The sequence below is a fragment of the Parashewanella tropica genome, assembly GCF_004358445.1.
Taxonomy (GTDB): domain Bacteria; phylum Pseudomonadota; class Gammaproteobacteria; order Enterobacterales; family Shewanellaceae; genus Parashewanella; species Parashewanella tropica.
This window is the reverse complement of sequence record NZ_CP037951.1, coordinates 2,650,541-2,673,823: the sequence shown is the minus strand read 5'-3', so window position 1 is coordinate 2,673,823 and position 23,283 is coordinate 2,650,541. Positions and strand designations below refer to the sequence as shown.

The 23,283-nt window shown below is 40.0% G+C and carries 22 protein-coding genes; 13 read left to right on the top strand and 9 right to left on the bottom strand.

Annotation, left to right across the window (positions count from 1 at the left end):
• Positions 1-53 precede the first annotated feature (53 nt).
• A complete protein-coding gene (locus E2H97_RS11745) occupies positions 54-419 on the bottom strand; it encodes a DUF2750 domain-containing protein (RefSeq protein ID WP_133407317.1) in 366 nt (121 codons plus the stop codon).
• Between the two features lie 83 nt (positions 420-502).
• Here E2H97_RS11745 and E2H97_RS11740 point away from each other — a divergent pair, with 83 nt between their 5' ends.
• Positions 503-1,705, top strand: coding sequence for a lytic murein transglycosylase (locus E2H97_RS11740; protein WP_133407316.1), 1,203 nt, complete (start codon positions 503-505; stop codon positions 1,703-1,705).
• 34 nt (positions 1,706-1,739) lie between these two features.
• On the opposite strand, the gene E2H97_RS11735 is transcribed toward E2H97_RS11740, so the two are convergent.
• The 3 genes from E2H97_RS11735 to E2H97_RS11725 form a co-directional block, all read right to left on the bottom strand.
• A complete protein-coding gene (locus E2H97_RS11735) occupies positions 1,740-2,165 on the bottom strand; it encodes a secondary thiamine-phosphate synthase enzyme YjbQ (protein ID WP_133407315.1) in 426 nt (141 codons plus the stop codon).
• Positions 2,166-2,187: 22 nt separating this feature from the next.
• Positions 2,188-3,972: a DUF3413 domain-containing protein gene (locus E2H97_RS11730; protein ID WP_133408631.1), complete on the bottom strand. Its 1,785-nt coding sequence runs from the start codon at positions 3,970-3,972 to the stop codon at positions 2,188-2,190.
• A gap of 117 nt (positions 3,973-4,089) precedes the next feature.
• Positions 4,090-4,302, bottom strand: a complete 213-nt coding sequence (locus E2H97_RS11725; protein ID WP_133407314.1) for a YejL family protein — start codon at positions 4,300-4,302, stop codon at positions 4,090-4,092.
• A gap of 69 nt (positions 4,303-4,371) precedes the next feature.
• Between E2H97_RS11725 and yejK the strand changes: the two genes are divergently transcribed.
• From yejK to E2H97_RS11710, 3 genes are all read left to right on the top strand, one after another.
• Entirely contained in the window at positions 4,372-5,403 is a 1,032-nt protein-coding gene (gene yejK, locus E2H97_RS11720; protein ID WP_133407313.1) for a nucleoid-associated protein YejK, read from the top strand.
• Positions 5,404-6,129: 726 nt separating this feature from the next.
• Positions 6,130-7,056 carry a hypothetical protein gene (locus E2H97_RS11715; protein ID WP_133407312.1) on the top strand — a complete coding sequence of 309 codons (927 nt, stop codon included), beginning with the start codon at positions 6,130-6,132 and terminating at the stop codon, positions 7,054-7,056.
• 87 nt (positions 7,057-7,143) lie between these two features.
• Positions 7,144-7,449, top strand: a complete 306-nt coding sequence (locus tag E2H97_RS11710) for a hypothetical protein (RefSeq protein ID WP_133407311.1) — start codon at positions 7,144-7,146, stop codon at positions 7,447-7,449.
• Between the two features lie 638 nt (positions 7,450-8,087).
• Here E2H97_RS11710 and E2H97_RS11705 read toward each other — a convergent pair.
• The gene (locus tag E2H97_RS11705; protein WP_133407310.1) at positions 8,088-9,437 is read right to left on the bottom strand and encodes a dihydroorotase; all 1,350 of its coding nucleotides are present in this window, start codon (positions 9,435-9,437) and stop codon (positions 8,088-8,090) included.
• 223 nt (positions 9,438-9,660) lie between these two features.
• Here E2H97_RS11705 and E2H97_RS11700 point away from each other — a divergent pair, with 223 nt between their 5' ends.
• The 4 genes from E2H97_RS11700 to E2H97_RS11685 all read left to right on the top strand — a co-directional run bounded on the left by E2H97_RS11700 (position 9,661) and on the right by E2H97_RS11685 (position 12,108).
• Complete coding sequence (locus tag E2H97_RS11700; protein WP_133407309.1) at positions 9,661-10,530, top strand: 6-carboxytetrahydropterin synthase; 870 nt, start codon at positions 9,661-9,663, stop codon at positions 10,528-10,530.
• Between the two features lie 67 nt (positions 10,531-10,597).
• Positions 10,598-11,449, top strand: coding sequence for a M23 family metallopeptidase (locus E2H97_RS11695; protein WP_133407308.1), 852 nt, complete (start codon positions 10,598-10,600; stop codon positions 11,447-11,449).
• Between the two features lie 141 nt (positions 11,450-11,590).
• A complete protein-coding gene (locus tag E2H97_RS11690) occupies positions 11,591-11,827 on the top strand; it encodes a hypothetical protein (RefSeq protein ID WP_133407307.1) in 237 nt (78 codons plus the stop codon).
• A 5-nt stretch (positions 11,828-11,832) separates the two neighbouring features.
• On the top strand, positions 11,833-12,108 hold the full coding sequence (locus E2H97_RS11685; RefSeq protein ID WP_133407306.1) for a hypothetical protein: 276 nt from the start codon (positions 11,833-11,835) through the stop codon (positions 12,106-12,108).
• Between the two features lie 18 nt (positions 12,109-12,126).
• On the opposite strand, the gene E2H97_RS11680 is transcribed toward E2H97_RS11685, so the two are convergent.
• Complete coding sequence (locus E2H97_RS11680; protein WP_133407305.1) at positions 12,127-12,537, bottom strand: YccF domain-containing protein; 411 nt, start codon at positions 12,535-12,537, stop codon at positions 12,127-12,129.
• Positions 12,538-12,680: 143 nt separating this feature from the next.
• On the opposite strand from E2H97_RS11680, the gene E2H97_RS11675 reads away from it, so the two are divergent.
• The 5 genes from E2H97_RS11675 (at position 12,681) to E2H97_RS11655 (ending at position 20,513) form a co-directional block, all read left to right on the top strand.
• Entirely contained in the window at positions 12,681-13,592 is a 912-nt protein-coding gene (locus tag E2H97_RS11675; RefSeq protein WP_133407304.1) for a 1-aminocyclopropane-1-carboxylate deaminase/D-cysteine desulfhydrase, read from the top strand.
• A gap of 375 nt (positions 13,593-13,967) precedes the next feature.
• Positions 13,968-16,298: a hypothetical protein gene (locus E2H97_RS11670; protein ID WP_133407303.1), complete on the top strand. Its 2,331-nt coding sequence runs from the start codon at positions 13,968-13,970 to the stop codon at positions 16,296-16,298.
• The gene (locus tag E2H97_RS11665) at positions 16,288-18,582 is read left to right on the top strand and encodes a hypothetical protein (RefSeq protein ID WP_133407302.1); all 2,295 of its coding nucleotides are present in this window, start codon (positions 16,288-16,290) and stop codon (positions 18,580-18,582) included. Before E2H97_RS11670 ends, E2H97_RS11665 begins: the two co-directional genes overlap by 11 nt.
• Positions 18,572-19,117: a hypothetical protein gene (locus E2H97_RS11660; protein WP_133407301.1), complete on the top strand. Its 546-nt coding sequence runs from the start codon at positions 18,572-18,574 to the stop codon at positions 19,115-19,117. Before E2H97_RS11665 ends, E2H97_RS11660 begins: the two co-directional genes overlap by 11 nt.
• Positions 19,107-20,513, top strand: coding sequence for a tyrosine-type recombinase/integrase (locus E2H97_RS11655; protein ID WP_133407300.1), 1,407 nt, complete (start codon positions 19,107-19,109; stop codon positions 20,511-20,513). Before E2H97_RS11660 ends, E2H97_RS11655 begins: the two co-directional genes overlap by 11 nt.
• An 18-nt stretch (positions 20,514-20,531) precedes the next feature.
• Here the strand turns inward: E2H97_RS11655 and E2H97_RS18860 are convergent, their stop codons facing one another.
• From E2H97_RS18860 to E2H97_RS11645, 3 genes are all read right to left on the bottom strand, one after another.
• Entirely contained in the window at positions 20,532-20,678 is a 147-nt protein-coding gene (locus tag E2H97_RS18860; protein WP_170308294.1) for a hypothetical protein, read from the bottom strand.
• 810 nt (positions 20,679-21,488) lie between these two features.
• Positions 21,489-21,806 carry a hypothetical protein gene (locus E2H97_RS11650; protein ID WP_133407299.1) on the bottom strand — a complete coding sequence of 106 codons (318 nt, stop codon included), beginning with the start codon at positions 21,804-21,806 and terminating at the stop codon, positions 21,489-21,491.
• A 34-nt stretch (positions 21,807-21,840) separates the two neighbouring features.
• Entirely contained in the window at positions 21,841-23,283 is a 1,443-nt protein-coding gene (locus E2H97_RS11645) for a DEAD/DEAH box helicase (protein WP_133407298.1), read from the bottom strand.

Here is a 23,283-nt window from a genome sequence, read left to right as displayed (position 1 = left end):
ATCAACAGCCCCTAATAAGCCGACCGACTAATTGGTCGGCTTTTTGTGAAGGATTAGTGTTCCTCAGCCTCAATTTCAACTAAGTGTTTGGCAAGTTCAATAGGGTCAATTTCATGACAATCGCCATCAAGGATCCAATTAATTCCCATTAACACACCATCATTGTTTAGATCGTCAACCCAGATCTCAAGATACTCACGAATACTGATTGCCGCAGGTTTGTACGCTGACCATTCTTCAATACAATGCTTATTGGCTTCATCTTCTGAAGACCAAACTGGCATTACGTCAGTATCTTCATATTCTGATGAATCACAAACGACCCAGCCTTCGCCAGTTTCATCTAGTAATGCCCAAAATAACTGCGATTCTTCGATGTTATTAATAAAAGCCGTTAGGGTTGGTGTGATTTCTGTCATAATGTACTCTCAAAGGCAATTGAATTACTGGCATTATAATGCCTTGCTAACCCTTAGGAACAGGAAATTTAGGAGCATTTTTTATGAATAGGACGAGCCTTATCGCATTCAGCCTCTTATTTAGCTCTACATCAGTGTTTTCACAAGAAGCTGAGTTTTACCAGTGTCTCTCAAATTTAAAAGAAAAGGCAATAGCTCAAGGGATAACACAAGCGACAATTAAAGACTCTTTAGATCGAGTAAAACCTCGACCAAAAGTTGTAAAACTTGATAAAAATCAGCCTGAATTTAGCGCTACTTTTGAAACTTATTTTAATCGTAGGGTTAATGCATGGAGGATTCAAAAAGGGCAAGCTCTTTGGAAGAAACATCGTAAGCTACTTAATCAACTTACTGTTAAGTATGGTATCCCCGGACAATATATTCTTGCTTTTTGGGGACTCGAAACCAACTACGGTGGATACAAAGGTAAGAGGCCTGTCATTGATTCGTTAGTGACATTAGCGTGTAAACCAAGGCGTGGTAAGTTCTTTACAAAAGAGCTTATGCAAGCTTTAAAAATCAAACAAAAAAACGGTTTTAGTTACGAAAAAATGACGGGTTCATGGGCTGGCGCTATGGGGCATACTCAATTTATGCCGAGTGCTTATGCCAAATATGCTGTAGATGCCGATGGAGATGGTAAAGCCGATTTATGGAATAGTGAGATAGACGCGCTAACGTCAGCGGCTAACTTTTTACAACACTTAGGATGGACACGAGCTGAACGCTGGGGCAGGGAAGTCAAACTTCCCAAAGGATTTGATTTTAGCCCGATAGGACAGCAAAAAGTATACGATTTGGAAAAGTGGAAAAAGCTTGGTGTTAGAATGGCTGACGGCCGTCCATTAGTCGTTGCTAATATGAAAGCAAGGCTCTATTTACCATCAGGTCACACAGGACCTGCTTTCCTTGCATACAATAACTTCAAGACGATTATGCGCTGGAATAACAGCTCATTTTACGCAATCTCTGTGGGGCATCTTGCAGACCGAATAGCAGGTGCGACTCAATTAGTTATACAACCACCCAAGTTACCGAGAATACCCAGAGATGAACTAAAAGCCATGCAACAGTCCTTGAATGCATTAGGATATGATACAGGTAAGCCTGATGGAATTATCGGTTCTCGTACCATTGCGGCACTACAAAACTTTCAAAAGAAGAAAGGATTAATCGCTGATGGATATCCAAGTGATAAAGTGCTTAAGATATTGCTGAAAAGTAGAATCAATTCGAAAACCTAATCATTGTGGCTGAATTGAGAGTAATTATTTACTCTCAATTCAGTTCACCTTGTAGGGTCACAACTAAAGTTCGGCTACCACCATAGTCTCTGTGCTCTCCAAGGTATATTCCTTGCCACATTCCCATATTCAATCGCCCGTCTGAAATTGGAATCGTAACGCTATTACCGAGTAGGCTTGCTTTCAGGTGAGCAGGCATATCGTCACTTCCTTCATAAGTGTGACGATAATAAGGTTCATTTTCAGGCACCTTGCGATTAAAAAAGCTCTCAAAATCTTGCCTTACTGTCGGGTCGGCATTTTCATTAATGGTTAATGAAGCAGAAGTGTGTTGAATAAACACATTCAGTAACCCAACTTTGTATTGTTTCAACTCGGGAAGTTGAGCAATGACTTCTTCAGTAATTAAATGAAAGCCACGCTTTTTAGGCGAGATTGAAAATCGCTTTTGAATCCACATGGGAATACCAACCTTTACTTTATCATTTGTTGTAAAGTCTTCGACCTTCACGCATCACTTGGATTAACTCAGGCGCACTCATTTTCTTTTTGATTCTATTTTTAAACTCTGGGTCGTAAATACGGTATTTTCCATGACGGTCGATAATGGTCGTTTCGTCTTTTTGGTAAATAGCAAAAATACGCTGATCACCAACATAAACCCAGTTATTATCACTCGGGCTGAATAAGGTGTTGCCGCTACTATAGTCAGATACGGGATTAGTACAGCCAAACACTTGAGTCAGCATGGTTGGAACAAAACCATAGTGACTAGTGCGATAGTTGATCGTTCTACTTGCTGTATTGGGCAGATGCATGATGAGTGGAACGTTTACGTTATTTGGAGATAATAAATCTTTGTAGTTATTATCGTTAATTTTGAACACATTGCCATTAACACCAGCAATAACCACTACAGTATTTTTCGGTAAACTTTCTACCAGCATTTCAATTTGTTTATCAACAAAATGGGCTGATTGACGATATTGATTGAACAAAACTCGCTGTGCTGGAGAATAGTCCTTTGGCGCTTTTACTGTTTTAATTCCTAAAAACCCTACAGGAGTGTCGTAAGTCGAGGTTGAGTCAAGCGTGATCATGGCTAACCATGGGCTAGATTGCTTCTGCTTCCACTCTTGAAAGGCTCCCAATTTTGCCAAATCTGAAACGGTACTATTTGTGTGGGAACGAGTTAGATTTTTATCAAAATCAGCGAACATTGCTTTGGGTTGTAAATAATCAAGTTGCTCTTGATTAGCAAACAGCTCTAAGTGGTAGCCTTCTTTCTTTAACTCTCTAGTAAAAATCGGGCTGGTATAGTCAAATGCAGTGTTGTCCATATAACTGGTTTGTAGTGAGTAAAGCAAAGAGAACATACTGCTATTGAAGTGAGTTCCACCAGTAAAATGCTGAGTAAATGAGACATTTTTTTGAGCGTAATCAGTCAAAAATGGCATGGTATTTGCGTTGACGACATCACTACGTAAGCTTTTTACTATGATCATCATAATATTCGGCTTACTGCCTGCGTGGCATTGAAGAGGTGCCATAGGATAGCTTAATACTTTCTCACCTTGTGGACGCTTAATTTGAGTCGAGCGCTCAAAACCGTGGCTTTCCATAAAGGTTTTAGCCGTTGCTGGGTAAGAAACTGGGTAAGCATCGTCATAACGGGTGATATCAATATAATTGGTCGCATCGGCCCATATATGGATTAAATGGCTGCTAATAAATGCAGCTCCGACAACGAAAAGAACTTTAGGACCATAATTTTTTCTTTGAATTTTAACGATGCGTTTCCAAAGAAAATTAGAAAGCGTTAACTGAAAGATCAATATTGCGATAGGAACCGCAAGATAAGAAGTGCTTTGCACTATTGAGCTGATATCTCCCCATGCCAGTTCAAAAGCAAAAGGGCTGAGGTGCAAGCCATAATCGCCATAAACAACGGTGTCATAAATTAAGGTGCACAACCCTGCAGTGGCAACAATTGCTGCAAACCCTCTAAGTATACGAGAGTATGGTAGGAAGATGGTGATTGGAAAAATAAATACCAGATAGACAATAAAGGCTAAAAAGGTAAATTGACCCAAGGTATACAGTGAAAGATAAGTGATACTGATAAGGGTTTCAGGCTCACCAATGCTGGCGATGTAACGCCAGCCAATCAACATAGCTAACAGGCCGTTAATAAATGCAAACCAGTGTCCCCAGTTAATGAGGTTAGACACCTTGTCACGCCCTAATTGTTTTTTTCGTTCAAAAATATCTGCTTGCATTCAAATTTGGCCTGTTAAGGTTTGCCCGTTTGTAATACTGGTGATACCTGAAAATGCATCGTCACCTATCACGAGTATATAGCACAAACTCATTGATTAAATGAATTATTTTGTTGATTGAGTTAAAGCTTTTGCAAATTGCTCTGTAATAGCAGCGCGAGCGGCTTCTGGGACTTTTGTTTGTAATAGGTGAGATACGCAATTGCCCAATACCATCAAGCTTAAATCGGTTGAGGTATCGTGTTTATTAAGTACTGCTAGAACCTCAGCAATAAGGGATTCTACTTGCTGATTATCGTATTTTGATTTAATAGCCATAAAAAATGTTTCACAAAGAAAAGAATTAGCGGCATATAATACCCAAAATTTACCTGACTATCACGACTTATGACAATTACCATCGACCAAGCCATTATTCACGAAATCGTTCAAAACAATGAGGGCAAGCTTTCTTGTCGCTTACGTCCGCAGCCGCTGCTAAACGGCCAAGCGGTAGAAGTGATGTTAGAAGAGCTACATCAAACTTATACCAGTAAAGCCGGAAAAGGCTTTGGACACTTTGGTGTGCCAGAAGGCAGTGATGCTGAGCCTAATAATGCATTTTCTGAGGCTTTGAATGAATACCGAACAGGTAACTTAGGTTTCGTAGAGCTTTCAGGTAAAGCAGGTAAGTTGTTGCAAGATGAATTAGCTAAATACGACTTTAGCCAAGGCGGGTTCTTGCTAATGGCATGCTACACCAGTTTAGCCAGTGAGTTTTTGTTTGTGGCGTTATTAAATGCTAAATCGTCGATGACGGTGCTTGATGATATGGAGCTGACTCAAAATAACCATTTAGATTTAAGTAATCTACAGTTAGCGGCTCGAATCGACTTAACCGAGCTTCAGGCGGATCCTGAATCGAAAAAGTATATTTCGTTTATTCGTGGCAGAGCAGGGCGAAAAGTGGCTGACTTCTTCTTGGATTTTATGGGCTGTGTTGAAGGTGTAAACACCAAAGTTCAAAACAAAAATCTGATGAATGCTGTGGAAGACTTTGTCGCGGGTAATGAGTTAACCAAAGAAGAGCGTCAAGAAGTACGTGAAAAGGTATTCGACTTTTGTAAAGAACGCAGCGACGAAGGCTTAGACATTGATTTGAAATCCTTGGCAGAAGAAATCAGCGAAGACGGTATGGATTCATTTTACGACTTTGCCAACACTGGTGAGTATGAACTTGATGAAGAGTTTCCAGCCGATAAAGCAACCCTACGTCAGCTTAAAAAATTTTCAGGTACAGGTGGTGGCGTAAGCTTAAGCTTTGATGGTAATCATTTAGGCGAGCGAGTGATTTATGATCCTGTGTCCAATACTATTTTGATCAAAGGTGTTCCTGCGAACTTGAAAGATCAGTTGGATAGACGCTTGAAGGGCGAGTAATTGTCGATACACCTGAATCAATAGGCTTTCTTATGTTGTGGCGGGCTTGGGAGTCATTGTTGTCCCGAAGCTTTTTATATCGTCGCACCTGAGAAGACAGGTGCCCAGCGACTTTTTGATACTAAACATGGAATTGGCTATTTCATTTCAATAAAGCAAAACTTCTACGAAGTTTACAAAGTCGTGTGCTGACAGCCCACACCCGACCAAGAAAGGGGTCACCAGCAACCCCTCTCTTGGAACTCACCGTGCCGCCCAGCAAAGTTAACCGTTATTCCTCTTATGATAAAAAATAACTAACGTTTCCGATGCTACATCCATGTAGCTCGGAAACTAGCGCAGCGTCCATGCTGCGCTTACGCTATTTTTCACCAACGATGAATAACAACTTTGCCATGGGAATTTCTGAAGCCTGCAGGGTAATTTGGAGTAGCTTTAACTTATTTCTGCCCCTTTTCGAGTTAGCGATAACAAACCTCATAACTCCCAACTAGAGAGTTTTCTATAGATTTCGTAATGTAAAATGAAAGGTATGTAGAAATACCATGCCTTGTCATGCTTTCTCATTAGTGGTTTTGTTGCATATTCTGATACTCTATTCAAAACAATAAATTATGCAAAAAGCTAGTGTTCAATAGATGCGTAAAAATTCCCAAAGTGGGGTTTTATCCCAACTTTGGGATCTAATACATTGTTAGCACTCTTATCAGTTCATCAGGAGAGAGTATGGTCAGGAAGCTAGAATCAGAAATTAGAGACTACATCAATGCGTCTAGGCGGCAGTTTCAAATCATGGGGAATAAAGCAAACTGGAACAAATTGTGTTCAGCGCTTGATCTTGTAGGTGATACCGAGTTAGCAATAGAAGCATATCCCGATTTATGCTCAACCGAGAGTGACGGAGCAAGTTATCTTGTCGTTTATGGAGTTTTGCAAACCTTACTATTGCAGCAAGATGCTGCAAAACATATTGCTGACTCATTAGACCTGAAAAACATAAAGCCTCCTAAGCAACTAGACGAAATTCGAATTATACGAAATAGTGCCGCGGGACACCCCACATCTCAAAAAGAAAATGGAGCGTATAAGTCTTGCTTTATATCTCGCATCTCTTTGAGTCCTGCTAGCTTCCAAATGGTGACGTCATTCTCTAATTCATCAGAACCTAAGTTTACAACCGTTAGCATTCCTTCGTTGATAGAAACTCAGGGAAAATATATTGCTGAACTATTAAAGCAAGTGGTGGATGAACTTAAAAAGCAAGAAATGGAGCATCGATTAATGCACAAAGACAATAAACTTGAAGACTCATTCCCTCAAACATTGAGTTATCACTTGGGAAAAATTTATGAGGCTACATATACGAGAGAATCATTTGCATTAGGTAAAGTCAATTTGGCTATGGTATCTAAGGTTTTGGAGGACTTTAAAAATGCTCTTGAATCACGTTCTGAATGGGGTGTTTATGACTCAGTTAACTTTCACTATGAGCAGTTAGAGTACCCACTTCGACAGCTAGAACTCTACTTTAATGGGGAATCAACATTAAATGAAAAAGACGCTTATATATTTGTAAGCTTTGTCGAGAAGCAGTTCGATGAACTTATAGAAATAGCTAAAGATATCGACAAAGAATACGAGTCTGAGTGCTAACAAACGCATCAAATAGCTCTCAGGCTCTTTGGGACATCCAAATTACACGAGCGTTATCTATAAATGGAAACAACGGAGGTTTATTAAATGTATAAAGATATCAATAAAGTATTAGAGAATATTGGTGCTCATTTTGAGGTATCGTTTTCAGAGAAATTTCAAGTTGATCGTCAGTTTCGTTATGTAGATTTTATCTCAGAAAGTTACAGCTTTCGTGTTCGTGCAGCGTTTATTCAAGCTCGTATTGCTGAAGACTTCGAAGTTCCTATTCAACAACGGATCGAAGAGGTTTTGAAAACTGTTTGCATCGAAAAGGGTGCAATGTATGACTTTTCAACGAAGTTTGTAGATGAACCCTTGCCGACGAAATATTGCGTAGAGTTAGTAAAATAAGTACACATTGTTGGCACGTACTTGGAGTTTCAACATACATAAGCTGATCCGTATTTTGCTAATTTAGCAAAACCACTGACAAACTTCTGTCCAAAAAGTGCTTTAAGCCTATGAGTTTCCACATATCATATGATCGAAGAGAGAACATAGTTCCCTTGAAGCTGTTGAGGGGATAATTGAATAATGAAATGGCGTAAGCTCGACATGGATGTCGAGCTAGGCTCTGAGGTACATGGATGTACCATCAGAGCCGTTAGTCATTTATTCAATTATCGCCGAAACGTTTAGCTTCGTGGGACGGCACGGGGAGATGCAAGAGGGGGAATGCTGGTGTTCCCCCTCTTGCGCGGTGTGGTACGCAGTACTACGATTTTCTAAGCTTCGTAGAAGCTTTGCTTTTATTACCTAACCAAGCATAAGCCAAGAAAAAAGTCGCTGGATGCCTGCTAACAACGTGCAGGCATGACGACATGGCTTTTAACAATTCTATAAAAATATCGTTTCGTTACTGTCCATAACCATGTTATCAATATGACCTTTTAGCCTGAACCAATAAACTACCTAGATAACCCTGTACCTATTAAAAAGCCAGAGCTAATGAACTCTGGCTTGTAGAAAAGGGGGGGGTGATATTGATATTAGTCTCTATCAAACACCAATCTTTCACCAAACTGCTTATTGATAATACGTTCACCGTCAAACATATGATTACCGTTCACCCAAGTGCCGATTACGCTCGATTGGAAGGTATAACCGTTAAATGGTGACCAACCACAGTGATAGCGGATATTTTCTTTTGTCACTGTATGCGGTTTGTTTAGATCTAATAAAGCCAAGTCAGCAATATAACCTTCACGTAGATAACCACGATCTTTTAATTGATAACGCTCTGCTACAGCGTGACTGGTTTTTTGGACGATTTTCTCTAGGCTAAAGTTGCCATTGTGGTAATGCTCAAGCACAGAAACTAAAGCGTGCTGCACTAAAGGAAGACCTGACGGTGCTTTAAAGTAGCTTTCGTTTTGTTTTTCATCCCATGTATGTGGTGCATGGTCAGTCGCTATAATATCAATCACATCATCTTGAACGGCTTTAATTAGAGCTTGTTGATCACTGGCTTTTTTAACCGCAGGGTTACATTTAATTAAGCTGCCAAGCGTGTCGTAGTCTTTATCGTTGAAGAATAAATGGTGCACACACACTTCGGCTGTAATATTCGCGCCTTTTAAATCAGCCAGCTGTTTGTTCTTTTGGAACAAGTACAATTCATCTGCGGTCGTTAAGTGAAGAACATGCAAACGAGACTTGTGCTTGATAGCCAACTCAGTGGCTAATTTCGATGATGCTAAACACGCTTCCCTTGAGCGGATTTCACCGTGCAGGTTCATCGGAATATTGTCACCATACTTAGCGCGATACTCTTCTTCTAAGGCCGAAATCATAGGTGTGTTTTCACAGTGTGTCGCAATCACAGTTGGGGCGTTTGCAAAAATGGCGTTTAGCGTATCTTCGTTATCAACCAGCATGTTACCTGTTGATGCGCCCATGAAAATCTTAATACCACAAGCTTGGTTTGGGTTAAGACTTTTAATGACTTCTAAGTTGTCGTTAGTCGCACCTAAATAGAAGCTGTAGTTGGCGAGTGAGCCTTTTGAGGCACGAACATACTTATCTTCTAATGCTTCAAGTGTTGTAGTCTGAGGGTTTACATTAGGCATTTCCATAAAACTGGTGATACCGCCTGCAACTGCTGCACGAGATTCACTGGCGATGGTACCTTTGTTGGGAAAACCTGGCTCTCTAAAGTGAACCTGATCATCGATCATTCCAGGAATTAAGTGATTGCCATTAGCATCAACGACTTTAGCATCAGTTGGAGCCGTAATTTGGCGATCGATACGGCTAATGCGACCATTTTCAATTAAAACATCTTGAGTGGATATTTTACCTTCATTGACCAGTTGAGCATTACAGATAAGCGTTTTCATAGGGCACCTTATTGATGGGCTAATATGCACAATATCATACAACATTTCAGTGAATTATGTGCGCCAAATCACAGTATTTGATGTTTAAAATTCTTCACTCGCCACCAAGATAAAACTTGAGTAAAATACTCGGTTCTTTAAAGTTATATAGCCTATTGGCTTTCGCCGGTGGGGCTAATCCGAAAGGATAGATGGTGGACTGTTTATCTGCCGAGGAGTTTTGATGTTATTGTTTGTAAATGACTTAACTGTCATTGATTTTTCATATTTGTGTGCCGAGCGCGGTATGGTTGGTGAAAGTTGGATTGTCGATGTTGTGCTTGATGGTGGGCTTGATGAGCAAAACATGGTCTTAGACTTTGCCAAGGTAAAGAAAACTATTAAGCGCACTATTGATGACGTATTGGATCATCGCCTTGCAGTGCCAATGCTATCATCGGCTAGTTCTTATCAAGATGTAGAAGATGAAATGGTTCGAGTTGATTTTAACTCTGCCAAAGGCAGTATTCATTTACGTTGTCCTGAACAAGCATTTTCTTTCATTGATTCAGATGTGATTGATCACGACTCAACCATTCAATTTTTAAATAACGAACTGAAAAAAGTGCTACCAGATAATGTACTCAATATCGAGCTTACTTTACGTGCTGAAGAGTTAAATCGCCCTTATTATCATTACAGTCATGGTCTGAAAAAACACGATGGAAATTGTCAGCGTATTGCTCATGGTCATCGCAGTCCAATTTCAGTATTTATTGATGGTGAAGAATCACAACAATGGAATGAATATTGGGCACAGCGTTGGCAAGATATTTATTTAGGCACGGAAGAAGATATCGTTAAGCTTGCAGATTTAGATGTTAATAGCAAAGACATATCTGATCAAAGTCACTTTGGTTTTAAATATCAAGCTCCTCAAGGTGAGTTTCAGTTAGCGATTTCAAAAGAAGTCTGTGACATCATTCCCCACGATACAACTGTAGAACTTTTGGCTGATTTCGTTGCTCAATATGTAGCTAATGAGTCGCCAAATACCAAAGTATTAGTTAAAGCCTACGAAGGTGTTGGCAAAGGCGCTATTGCGAAATACTAATTTTCCTTGCTTCCATAAAAAGAGTCTGACTTAATATTGTTATTCGTTAACAATTATGGTTAATGCCATGAAAAAGCAGACTCTTTCTTATCTTTTATTTTTTCCTTTTCCTTTTCTATTTTTATCATCTCTGACATTTGCCGCAGATAATATCAAGCTATTTGGTAAATTCGAACAAGGCACTTTATTGAAAGGTCAAGCACCCGTGGGTGCTCAGTTATTTCTTAATGGGAAGTCTGTACGAGCTACTGACTCAGGGAAGTTTGTGGTTGGGTTTGGACGTGAAGCTGAATTAACGAATAACCTAAAAGCAATTTTGGTAGACGGAACTGAGATAAATCGAGAAGTGGTTTTAACGAAGAAAAAATATCGTATTCAACGAGTGAACGGTATTGCTAAGAAAATCATGAAGCCTGAGCCTAAAGCCGTTGCTCGCTCTAAAAAAGACAGTCAACAAGTACGAGCAGCCAGAAATACAGATTCAGACTTAGATGGCATATTCACTCGATTTATCTGGCCTGCGAAAGGGCCTATTTCAGGCGTGTATGGCAGCCAACGAGTTTACAATGGCGTGCCCAGCCGCCCACACTATGGTGTAGATGTCGCTAAGCCTACTGGCACACCAGTTGTTGCACCTGCTAATGGCATTATCACCTTAGCTGTACCTGATATGTTTTATTCAGGTGGAACCATTATTATTGACCATGGCTATGGCGTAAGCTCTAGCATGCTTCATTTGAGTAAGTTAGATGTGGTTAAAGGGCAATCGGTAAAACAAGGTCAAAAAATCGGAGAAATTGGCTCGACAGGGCGTTCAACGGGGCCACATTTAGACTGGCGAATTAATTGGTATCAAATGCGCCTTGACCCAACTACGATAGTACCTCCAATGCAAGTTGTATTGAAAGACTCTCATTGATTTCTTCAATCGATACAGTTTTAATTCAGTTCTCTCTAACTAACATAAATAAGAATAATTTCTATTTGTGCTAGGGGCTTTTTGTCTGCTGAGATATTTTTTACAGTAATGAATAGCCCCCTCATTGTAGGGAGAAAATACATGAAACGTTTTGTCTGGTTAACTATATTACCGGCACTTTTGTCATTCAATTGTTTTGCTAAAGATCTGCCCTGTGGAGTTCACAATGAGATGAAGTTCACAACTAAAAAAGGTAATTGGTTAGTTCAAGTGGAGCATTTAAATGAAATTGCCAATGTTGTGAATCTTGATGATCAATGTACTCCGATTAATCAAATTGAGCCCGGTACGATGTCAGTCAGAAACAGCAACAAGTAACAGGTGTGATCATTGATCCAACTCAAGGGCTCAGTGTAGGTCATCAGCTAGGAAAAAATGAAAACTTCGATACTGGCATGTTGTTCTCAATGGTGTATCAACCTCAAGATGGTCAGCAGCATGAGTCTCCCACGCCCATGTGTTTGTTTTACGTCGCTGCCTATGGCATCGCTCAGCCATTAACCAGAGTGGTCGAGCTAAATGGAGCGCGCTGTAAGATAAATAATGATGAAAAAATCGAACTTACAATTTTTCGGCTGAAACGGCATATTGAAATTTAATTGGAAATGCCCTAATAATTAAACGCGCTTTGGGACAACCGTTTGCCCGATGGGAGCTAATGTCAGAAGCGCTAGCTTTAAATGGGCGATACCAAAAGGTATACCAATAATGGTGATAAAGCAGGCTAGGGCGTGAGTTAAGTGACCAATAGCCAGCCAAATACCAAAGCATAAGAACCAAATAACATTACCAATTGTGCCAAGCACTCCTGTACCAATATCTTCAAAGCCTTTTACGTTACGACGATTAGTTTGCTCATTTCCAAAAGGCCAAAAAGCCATTTCACCAATGACAAAACAGGCACGACCAAAAGGAATTCCGATAATACTTATAAAACAAATCAGTCCAGCTAACCACCATGCTAAGCCCATTAAAAAACCACCCATAACGAACCAAGCAATGTTAAAGATTAATCGTAATACAGACATAGGAGCTATTTACCTTTTTAAAATATTTCTAAATTAGGTAAAGCAGTTAATGTGCCAAGATGATAAGTACCTAATTTTACGCTTAATAGAGGGTTTGAGGTAGAATATAGCTTTGCTCAGTTAGTCATAATAACTAAACATTGATGAAATTAACCCAAAGCCCTATTACTGCCATTGACTTATTTGAACGTAAATTGTTCATCAAGCGTGACGATTTACTCCATCAGGAATTTAGTGGCAATAAAGCCCGCAAGTTTCATTACTTTCTCGCTAATGAGTTTCCTCAAGTTAAAACGCTGGTGGGTTATGGCTCATGCCAAGCAAACTCTTTATGGTCACTAGCGTGTTTGGCTGAGTTAAAAAACTGGCAATTCAAATTTTATGTTGATCGTATTCCCGCTCATTTAAAAGAAAACCCAGTAGGCAATTATGCTGGCGCGCTTGAAAAAGGGGCACAGATTATAGAATTTCCTTCAGATTTGAAATTATCTGCTGATGAAAAGCAATTATGGTTAGAGCAAGAATGTGAAGCTGAAACCTCAATGTTATTGGTGCCTGAAGGTGGGCGCTGTGAATTTGCTCGTTTTGGCGTGCATATATTAGCTCAAGAAATAGAGGTTTGGTGTGCTGCAAATAAAATAGAGTCTGCCACAATATTTCTGCCTTCAGGAACGGGTACAACAGCATTTTATTTAAATGAATATTTTGACCAATGCACTGCAAGTATTCAGGTTGTAACATGCCCTGTAGTTGGTGATGCTGCATACTTACAAAAGCAGTTTCAAATGTTAGCTACAGAAGATAGCGCTTTTCCCCTAATCGTCAGCCCTGATAAAAAGTACCACTTTGGCAAGCTATATTCTGAGTGTTATGAAATGTGGCAAATGGCAAGTTCTTCGGGTATTGAATTTGAATTACTATACGACCCTGTGGGTTTAATTACGCTTCAACAGCACATTAGTTCATTTGATAGCGAAGCCATAATCTATTTACATCAGGGGGGGATAAAAGGTAATGAGACAATGTTGAAGCGTTATAAGAGAAAAGGTAAGTGATACTTAAACGACATTTACAATAACGAGTCTTCTTTGTTTTTTATTGTTGTGTATTTGTTTTTTATTGATAAAGTGCTCTGATCTTAAAATAAGAAAGGAGTAGAAATAATGAATAAATTATCGGCAGGAAGCGCTATTAAGATTGCTGTTGGAGCCGTTGTCATTTTGGCTGTGTCCAGCTCATTTTATACCGTAGATGAAGGCCATATGGGAGTAGTGTTTTCCTAATTCATCTTTTTGTCAAAATTGCCCGAAATAAGTATCACACCTTATTTGATAGCAGTATATAGCTATTAATCCTTGACAAATTTAATTTGATAATTGTCAAAATATCCTCATACTGTTCGGCAACAAAGAAACCAACAGGAATGTCGAATGATCCATACCAATGGTTTAAAGTACCTTCCTACACCGCCAGTGCTTGATAAGAGCTTGCAAGGGATGCTTGAGCAACACATCAAAGGGCTGAGTGCACGCCAGCAAGAAGATACAACATTGGCAATCAAGCTATTCTCTGTGTTTCTGCACTGCACCGGTCAAACGCTGAGCTATTTATCGTTCAACCAAGATCAGACACACATTGTCAGATGCTTTGCAGGCTTCATTTACCATGAGATGAAGTACACCCCTATTACCAGCAATAAAATGGTATACAAGCTCCGTGCCGCACTTAAAGGCATCTGTGAAGTCAATGGTCTTGTTATGCCTGAGTTTCCTGCCACGAAAACAACTTATGAAACAGAGGATATTTCTTATTGCCGTAAGGAATATGCTGCATTGGAGAAAGATACAAAAGCATACAAGCTCTACGAAGGCTGGAAAGCAAAAACGAAATCAGGCGAAGAAGTAGCATGGCCACTGCATGACTTCTATCTGCGATACGGTGAAGAGTTAACTGATCAGCTATATGATGCCGTCCTTACCCATAGCCTAAAATACAGTACCAAAACAGTCCGAGCTCATGCAGATGGTTTTGCTCGACTGTCAGAAACTATTCTTGACTTCTGCCTTACCAGAGAAGACTTTGAAGATGCCGGATCGTTCACCAAAATAAATAGGTTTGTAGAGCATCTTTTTGCTGCACAAAAACTATCAGTTAAAGCGTCTAATAGAAGTATGGTCAGCTTTTACGAACAATGGAAAGATCGAAAAGTTAAGCTGATAAAAGAGTTGTTTATCAAACCCGGTATCTGGTCGGAACCAAGCTATGAGTTGTTTGCTCCACTATTTAAGACCAGCTCAACGCATGCGAATACTAATAAAGCGGTTGATGAGCAAGGAAACGCTTTCAACAATAAGCTGATTACCCACATCCCTATTTCTTACTCTGATGATCAAGCAATTGAAGCACTGCTGGAAAGCATTGATAATGATTTCTCCCATGTTGTTTCAGCTTGCCAAGAGCTTAGAAGAGAAACAATGGCCAGATTTCATAAACGTAAAAACCTTGCTAAAGTCGGCAAGGTAAAGCTTGGTGATGCAAAAGGGACATATCCTGGGCATCCTGGCTTCGTTGATATGCGCTTGCCAGAGAATCAGTGCGCAACTTACGAGGCAATAAAATACAGAAAGACAAATGATGTCGCCGGTTACCTGAAGACCGATAAGGATTTTATCACCGAATACGCTATCATTGCACCGTATACGTTGTATCCTTTTTTCTACCTGCTGATTAACGAGCATTCAGAGATCACACAAAGCTGGCTGGAAAACTGGCGGCTCTACAATGACAACGACAAAGAGTATGGCTTTGTACAGAGCGGCGCTTCATACATTGCAACTAGCTATAAGTTTCGCAGAGGGGCCTTGTTAGCGGAGCAAAAAATCATTCTGAATGAGACATCAATACAGTTAGTTCGAGACATCATCACGTTAACATCTGATGCAAGAAAGGCGCTGAAAGATCAAGGGAACGGCGATTATAAGTACATGCTAATAAAAGCACGAGGATTTATGGCTCCTGGCAGAGTGACTAATATTATCAACTGTAATCGAGAAGAAATGCGAAAGTCAGAGCTGGGCAAAAAAATCCTTGAGCCTTCTTCTATTACGGATACGGAAAGAGCTGGTTCGATTTTTAGAAATCTCTCAGTCTCTTCATTTCGAGCAAGTCGTGCCGTGTTAGTTTACCTAAAAACTAAAAGCACTAAGGCCATGAGTGAAGCGTTAGGGCATGAAAGCTATCAACCAAAGCTGCTGAGCCATTATCTACCTACTCCCATTTTGCGCTATTTTCAAGATAGATGGGTTCGTATTTTTCAGAATGCACTCGTGTATGAAGCTATGAAGGAGAGTGACTACCTGTTTGAAGCTGTCGATTTTAGCGAAAAAGAACTTGATGACTTTCTACGCCATCATCAGCTAAAACCTCTGCCAGAATACTTAGCAGCAGGTAAGATTTCCGACTTGCCACTCAAGTGTAAAACTGGCAGTGCAGGCAACAGCGATATAGGCATCGAAGCAATTATTCCCGTCTCTGTGCCTGTTTTGTCAGTGATGAGCACCCTTGTAGATTTGGTAGAAAATGCCAGTGAATCACAAAGATTTACATCTGTTGCATCCCAGTGGTATGAAACATCAAAGTTTGTTCTTTCTCATATTAAAACCAGTGAAAGCTATTCCAGAGAGCTCGTTGGAGCTCTTGAAGAAGCGAGCAAAAAACCTTTTCCCAAGGATAAATTAGCGGAAGCTGTCTATGTCGCTTAAATTAGCTGTCGATAACGGAGAAAAAGAGATAGGCAACATGTCGCAGGAAGAGTTGGTCGAAGCTCAAAAAATAGCGGTAAGTATGTCATTTGAGCAGCGTAGCGACTTTTACAACAAGCTTCTTCATAAGGCTGTCCCCTCATATATTGACCCAGCCCGAGAGCCGAGCTGGCTTAAGAACGACTTCAAAGAGCCCGTTTGGAAGTGCAAGTTTGGCAAAATAGAAAAAATAATAGACTTTAACGTTAAGCTAAATGATGGTGAGTTACTGACCTCAGGCAAGCATCGAGAAACTTTAGATGCAATGAAATATTGGTTATGCACCTTGAACCATCCTCGATATTGTGGTGGACGAAGTCTTGCTACTAGTCTTGCGAAAAGGAAGATTATTCAAGGTTTACACATCTTAGATATGCTACTGATAAGAGCCAAGCACTTCAATATTGCTGAGCATGGCTTATCACTTATTAACAGAAACGACGCCTTATCTCTGCTAACAACGATACAGAGTGGCGTTGTAGATGGAATCTATGACTTCTCAAACCAAGTTAGCAGTTTCTTAGCTACACAAATTCAGACTGTTTCAGAGTTCGATATAGCTGATGCCCGTGAAAAATACCCTACAATTGTTGATGTTCCAAGAGTGCAGAGTCTACCTTTAAGTTACGAACAAATTGTGAAGGCAAGAGTATGGCTGTTAAATCAGGGGGCTTACTGCAAACTTCATAGTTCCCCTGTTGATCGCGGAGTTAGCAACATACTTTTCAGAAAAAACATATTGCGAAACACCCTACAAGGAATGAGCATAATTATTCCCACTTATCCTGAATTAAGGATTATGCCAAGTGAGGTTGGAACTGAATATCGTAGAGTTCCAACATCAACAAAAGAAGGTGAAGGAATGGTGGAACAGCAGTATCGGCTTTATTTGGGGCTATTTCGTTCACTAGCATTAATTGAGGGAGGAGTACCAGTTGAAAGTGTTGCCGAACTGGACTGGAAGGGAGTTAAAGAGTTACTTTCTGTTGTAAAGGTGGGGCGTCATCGTACATTACCAGCCAATGTCGTTTTTGAATCGTTAAAAAATGCATTTGAGTTTTTCTACAAATATGCTGGTGACATCTTGGATTCGGTTGCTCAATTTCTTGAATATCAACCGAAAATAACTAGCACTAGAAGTCAACGATATATTGATAGAAACAATGCTGCGAAGCGTGTAACCAGTCCGAAATTGCAAGAATTAGGTGTTAAGGGCTGGCGTATCTCGGATGAAAAGGACGCCCGCTTGGTTCCAGAAGATTATTTTCAAAGACTCAGAGCTAATGAGGGCTTGGGCGAGCTATATGAAGTGTTGCTGGGAAGTGTTCAAATCATTATTGGGGCTATGATGGCTCGAAGAGTAAATGAGCTGTACGGGCTTAAGCATGACTGCTTGGTGCCCAATAAAAATCCTTATCTGGCTGAAAATGAAAATACCAGCTTTTCGCTGGTCTTTGAGAATTCTAAGTCAGGTGAAGGCGAAGAGCGTGAAGAGCTGGCACGCCCCATCATATTATCTGGTGCAAAGCTTGTATGGACGCTACAGCAGTTTAGAGAGCGGTTGGTGAACTCGGGTGCAGTGAAAGTTAGTGACGGCCTGCTGTTTCAAGTTGATAAAAGGTTAGCGACCGTTATGACAATCGATACCAAAGCCCAATACTATCGCTCGTTAGATACGTTCTCGGATTACTTCCAGACAAAGGTTGTTCGTATGAGCGATGGCGAGGTTTACCGATACTATATTCGGCAACATCAGTTGAGACGTTTCTTTGCGATGGCTTTTTTTTGGGGAAGCGGTTTTGCGGGTCTTGATACGCTTCGCTATTTCTTGGGTCATACTGATGCTGAGCACTTATACCACTATATTACAGAATTAACGCCGGGCTTAGTTTTACGCAGTGTAAAAGCTGAAACGCTGGTGCATGGCATTAACCGTGATGAAATCGAGAATATTGAGAGTCTGCGTGAGATCCTGAAAAATCGCTTTGGGGTGAGAGATATACAAATTCAGTCATTGGAAGAAGTTGCGGAACTACTAGAAGATGAGATTGACGATGGTGTAATTAAAACGGAGCCACCTCTGAGCGAAATTCGCACCGAGATTGAGAAAGACATTTTTGAGTTGATTACTGACGGAACGATTGACCTTCAGCCAACATTTGCCAATGTCGTAAATGATGAAGGTGAAACCGTACAAAAAATTCACCTTGTTTTGAAAGTCGAGGAAATTAAAGATGGCGATTAATGAAAAGCATGCCCGCTCTGTAGTTGCAACAAGCGAGCTGCTCAAAAGTGTAATTGCAGAGCCTTCAAGCTATGAAGCCGACGTAGATTTTATCGCAACTTTAAAGTCTCAAGGGAGACTGGCTAAATATGAAAATGCTAGCCTTAGCATTACCTCATGCGCTCTTAATACTCTAAAAACGGCAGCAGATGAGATTCTGGAAGATGGCTATGAAGGATTAGAACAACTCAGAAAGAGCGCTATCTTGACTATTAATGGACATAGCGAGAAGCGTGAAGCAAGCAATAAAAGCTCTAAATTAGGTTTAGCAAAACTCGTGGCTGAGCAAGAATTAGAAATTACGAAGCTGGAGCAGCATAACGTCCTCTTAACCAGTCTGGTTGTTGAGCTAATGAGTAAAGCTCGAAAATATGCCAATCGAGGTGATGCAACTACCAAAGCGCTATGCGCAAAAGAAATGAAAGAAGTCAGCACTCAAATCTCGTTTTCTCAAAACAGCAAGCTGGTACAAGAACTTATTAAAAATGGCTCGTAGACGCAGAAAGCAACTGTTTAGCCGCCTTCCAGAAGGGGCGACATTGCCAAGAAACGTAGATTTATTTGGTCATGTAGTTGCTCGAGATGCCCAAAACCTTCCCTTGATGTATTGGCCTGACGGTTATCCCTGTTTTGAAGCCAACGCATATATGCTGGCGCAATGGAGAAAAGGAAAAAGCCGTCGTAATCGGGGTGGAACCATAGCTGAGTATGCAAAAAATATCAGTCCGCTGCTACGATTCTGTCATGACAATAATATGGATCTAATTAACCTAACAGACAATTGGTTTAGGGTGTTCATTAATACATTGCAGGTGCGAGTTTATTGTGAGCAAGTTCGAACTGCAAATGAAGTATTGAAGATCGGTCGACGTTGTATCGACTTCTTACAGTGTGTCGGTCAGCTTCATTCTGACGATACGTTTTTAGGCGAGAAGAATTGCAGCGTCAATGTAGAGAAGAAAAACTTAAAAATCAAAAGCAAGAAGGGTAAGCCTGTTTATCGCAGCTATTGGCATCACGACAGCTTTCCCACACCTGATCCTGTTAGAAAGAAAAGCCCTATTAGCCTTGATGTCGTAAAACAGTTAAAAGACGAAGCTAACAAAATAAAAGACCTTGGAATACGCCTCCGAACAACTCTCCTAATTGCCTGTTTTGAGCAAACTGGGGGACGTCGATATGAAGTTTCTCATATACGTATTGAGGACATCGAAAAGGCAGACTTGGAAGAAGGTAGCGCTCCGTTACTCCCAATGCTGACAGTAAAAGGAGGCGAGCCAAGGGAAGTTCCAGTACCAAGGGCTTTTATTCAACAGTCGATGTGGTATATCAAGCGAGTGCGAAGTCGAATAATCCGCCGAACTATCGGCAAAGCAAATGATCACGGCTTCCTGCTAATTAACCATAAGAATGGGAAAAAGCTGGCAGTAGACACCCTGACGACTGAATTAAGCGAGTTGTGTGTTGCTGCTGGCATTAGCACGAAACAAGGCCATGCGCACCTGTTTCGTCATGGCTACATAACACAAAAAATCAAAGCCATGATTTTGCATCATGATATTGCTAACAAAGACGAGTTTCGAAAGGCGCTACTTAATAGTGAAACTTTCAAGCTAGAACTCCAGCAATGGACGGGACATAAAAATATAGACTCGTTAGACACCTACATTGATCTGGCTTTTAATGAACTCAGCAACATGGAGATGGTATTTGACGCAATAGCTCTTGGCTCTGCCGTAAGTGTTGTGTTTGACCAACTGGATGCATTAAAGGCTAAGAGTGAATCTGGCCAAGTGACGGTCACACATTTGCTGGAAGAATTCGAAGGCCTTTTAACAGCCTTTAAAGAAGATGTGAATCGCTCTAAAAAGGCAATATCCACTGAGGCATAAATACAAGAAATAAAGGAGTTACTGTAGTGTACTCAAACGAGCACCTTGTAAGCTCCAGATAATTTGCATAAAGAAATGCTCTTGCTCTCTTCGCATTTCACTTTCAATTTGTGTGTACTCATCACTCACAAAATCAACGGTTTTATTATCCGCAGGATCTTTCACTATACTGACACCCCTTGTATTATCAAATTTGATAATAATTTCTTATTCAGTTGCCTATGATTTTTTGTAGCACAGCTACATACATTTTGTTTATTTCTAGCTCTATAGCACACTATCAACGATATTGAGTAAGCCTATAATCGGAATGATAAAACGCAGCTTCTTAGTCTTTAAACATCCTACTGATAGCCACTTCTGAAGCAATGAGCACTGACTAAGGCATGCGTCAATTCGGGTTGTGAGAATTGTATGTAATTTGAAAGTTAAAGAATTAGATAGTGGAGCAAAGCAGTCACAATTATCAAACCACAAAAAGGATGGCGTACCAATGGTTTTTAAGGTATAAAAAACACATGATATTTGTGCACCTTTAAGTCATAAGAACATTAATCTTTTTAGAAACTTATTAACTCCTTTGCCTCATTTTTATTAGTCTAACTTGGAGAAAAAAAACGCCTTCCAGACGGTGGTTGATAAGTTAGATTTTCATGAGCCGTTTAAATCAATCTGAAAAAAGCCATTCGATAACAAACATCTTATAAGTACAATTAACCCTACCACTTGAAAGTAAGTAATCTTTGGTAGAGAAAATGTGTCTGGGATTATCCAATTCCAGATAAAATATGCAGGTATTGAAGTAATAACTATATTCAATATATGAATCGGTAGCGTGAAGAGCAAAGCATCACTTAATTTCATTTTAACATCACCATCAATAGGAGAGTTACAAAACAAAAGGCATTATTAACTAAACAAAAGACACTGACAGCTAAAATTACGAAGTGTCGTCTTGTGGTTAGTAAGCCGTTTTTAGACTCTTACATCTTCTATCTTAAGCGTCTCAATTTCGTCGTATTCCAAAAAGCCCTCCAGCCTGAGTTGGTTGTATTGAGACAATTTGCCTTCATTTTCACTAAGTAACATGTATGTGTTACCCGATGCTTGTTGCCAAACATAGCCAGCAGGGATCTTTCGAAGTGTGTCAGTAGTTGCGCCGCTTGATAATCGCCATTCATCAAATTCATTCCAGTTTGATAAAATTTTATAAAAGATACGGTCAGCTGATATTTTTACTATTACCCAACCGTCAGGTATTAAATCAATTTCACGGTAGCTAAAGTCATTCATAAATTGAATTCTCCAAAATCTTAAAGGGCATAACCTACAAACCAAGCTCTAGAACCTCTTGTCTGAATCGACCAAAGATGCTGAGTGTTTTTTCATAGTTTGTGCTTAATGTGTGTTTTGGGGTTGGTGAAGCAATAAGACTGTTGGGCAAAGTATCATTATCTTCAGTTAACGGGGTTTTGTTAATCGAGACACTCTCAATAAAATCACTAAGCTCTACCCTTAAGTCGGGCTTCTTTTCTTCTTCAAATTGTTCTGCCTCTGTAGCTTGGTGATCTATAAGCATGCTCTTATTCATTTTTTCAAATTTGACAACATCTGCTTTTTCGGGGATGTCATCGGCTATTCGATAAGCATACTCAAGCAGTTTAGGTTCAGCTGGCATGAATAGATAAGCGTCTTGGTTATGATGCCCGGTAATTCTTAAATTTCTGCCATTTATCTGCCGAAAATACATTTCGGTCTTGATTCTAGTTAAGTGGCAGATGACTTGAAGTCTAGGGATATTAGTACCTTCACTGATCATCCCAATGGAAATAACCCATTTAGAATCAGAGTTTCGATAGCTGCGGATCAGACCGGTTGGGTCATCTTCTTGGTATGTTATGATTGAAACATCTTCATTAAGGTGTGCTCGCATCAATTCAGCTATTTGCATGACATGATCCACAGTTGATGCAACAACAAGCCCGCCTGCATCTGGATTAACTTTTCTCAATTCATCTAATTTTTCGTTTGCCTGTTCAAGGATATGTGTAAGCAATAATTTATTTTGAATCACTTGTTGATAGGGAAACGATGAATGAGATAAAAGATCTTTAAAACTAGAATAGGATTTATGTTCTTTGTCCTTTTTCACAGTTATATCGTTATTATCGATTGCAACGATTTGTGGTAAACGGCATACACCATCTCTAATCGCATCAGACAAACCATAGATGAAGTCACATTGAATTTTGTTGGTGTAATCACAATAGTTCGATAGCACAATAGGGGCTGTATCTGACCGCCAGGGTGTTCCTGTTAATGCCAGCGTATAACTTGCTTTACCTTGTATATTCAGGATAATTTGTTCACCCCAGCTATTTGAATTTCCGATATTGGAGCCTGCACAATGGTGTATTTCATCAAAGATGACTAATATTTTGTGTTGTTCAAATAGATACCAAAGCTCTTCATCCAAATACTGCATACTCTGATAAGTAAGTGAACACCCTTTGGCTCCCATCTTTCCATCGAACTTCTCACCAATTACGTCTTCGAGGGTTTTAGTAAAATCGTTACAGACAACTGATGAAGGTGAAAAACAAATAACTAAATCAATTAGACCTTGCTCCAGCATGTTTTTAGCGAGTGATGAAGCCATATGGGTTTTCCCTGCTCCTGGAGTGGCTAAAACCAAGTAATGCCGCTTATTTATAGAAAATTTTTCGAGGGCACTTTCTATGCATTCTGATTGCCATTGACGTAACTTCAT

Coding starts and splice junctions, on each gene's coding strand:
- E2H97_RS11695 (WP_133407308.1), top strand. CDS start 10,598: ATGAAAAAGCAGACTCTTTCTTATCTTTTATTTTTTCCTTTTCCTTTT.
- E2H97_RS11650 (WP_133407299.1), bottom strand. CDS start 21,806: ATGAATGACTTTAGCTACCGTGAAATTGATTTAATACCTGACGGTTGG.
- yejK (WP_133407313.1), top strand. CDS start 4,372: ATGACAATTACCATCGACCAAGCCATTATTCACGAAATCGTTCAAAAC.
- E2H97_RS11700 (WP_133407309.1), top strand. CDS start 9,661: ATGTTATTGTTTGTAAATGACTTAACTGTCATTGATTTTTCATATTTG.
- E2H97_RS11715 (WP_133407312.1), top strand. CDS start 6,130: ATGGTCAGGAAGCTAGAATCAGAAATTAGAGACTACATCAATGCGTCT.
- E2H97_RS11745 (WP_133407317.1), bottom strand. CDS start 419: ATGACAGAAATCACACCAACCCTAACGGCTTTTATTAATAACATCGAA.
- E2H97_RS11680 (WP_133407305.1), bottom strand. CDS start 12,537: ATGTCTGTATTACGATTAATCTTTAACATTGCTTGGTTCGTTATGGGT.
- E2H97_RS11735 (WP_133407315.1), bottom strand. CDS start 2,165: ATGTGGATTCAAAAGCGATTTTCAATCTCGCCTAAAAAGCGTGGCTTT.
- E2H97_RS11675 (WP_133407304.1), top strand. CDS start 12,681: ATGAAATTAACCCAAAGCCCTATTACTGCCATTGACTTATTTGAACGT.
- E2H97_RS11690 (WP_133407307.1), top strand. CDS start 11,591: ATGAAACGTTTTGTCTGGTTAACTATATTACCGGCACTTTTGTCATTC.
- E2H97_RS11705 (WP_133407310.1), bottom strand. CDS start 9,437: ATGAAAACGCTTATCTGTAATGCTCAACTGGTCAATGAAGGTAAAATA.
- E2H97_RS11725 (WP_133407314.1), bottom strand. CDS start 4,302: ATGGCTATTAAATCAAAATACGATAATCAGCAAGTAGAATCCCTTATT.
- E2H97_RS11645 (WP_133407298.1), bottom strand. CDS start 23,283: ATGAAGTTACGTCAATGGCAATCAGAATGCATAGAAAGTGCCCTCGAA.
- E2H97_RS11660 (WP_133407301.1), top strand. CDS start 18,572: ATGGCGATTAATGAAAAGCATGCCCGCTCTGTAGTTGCAACAAGCGAG.
- E2H97_RS11665 (WP_133407302.1), top strand. CDS start 16,288: ATGTCGCTTAAATTAGCTGTCGATAACGGAGAAAAAGAGATAGGCAAC.
- E2H97_RS11740 (WP_133407316.1), top strand. CDS start 503: ATGAATAGGACGAGCCTTATCGCATTCAGCCTCTTATTTAGCTCTACA.
- E2H97_RS11655 (WP_133407300.1), top strand. CDS start 19,107: ATGGCTCGTAGACGCAGAAAGCAACTGTTTAGCCGCCTTCCAGAAGGG.
- E2H97_RS11710 (WP_133407311.1), top strand. CDS start 7,144: ATGTATAAAGATATCAATAAAGTATTAGAGAATATTGGTGCTCATTTT.
- E2H97_RS11670 (WP_133407303.1), top strand. CDS start 13,968: ATGATCCATACCAATGGTTTAAAGTACCTTCCTACACCGCCAGTGCTT.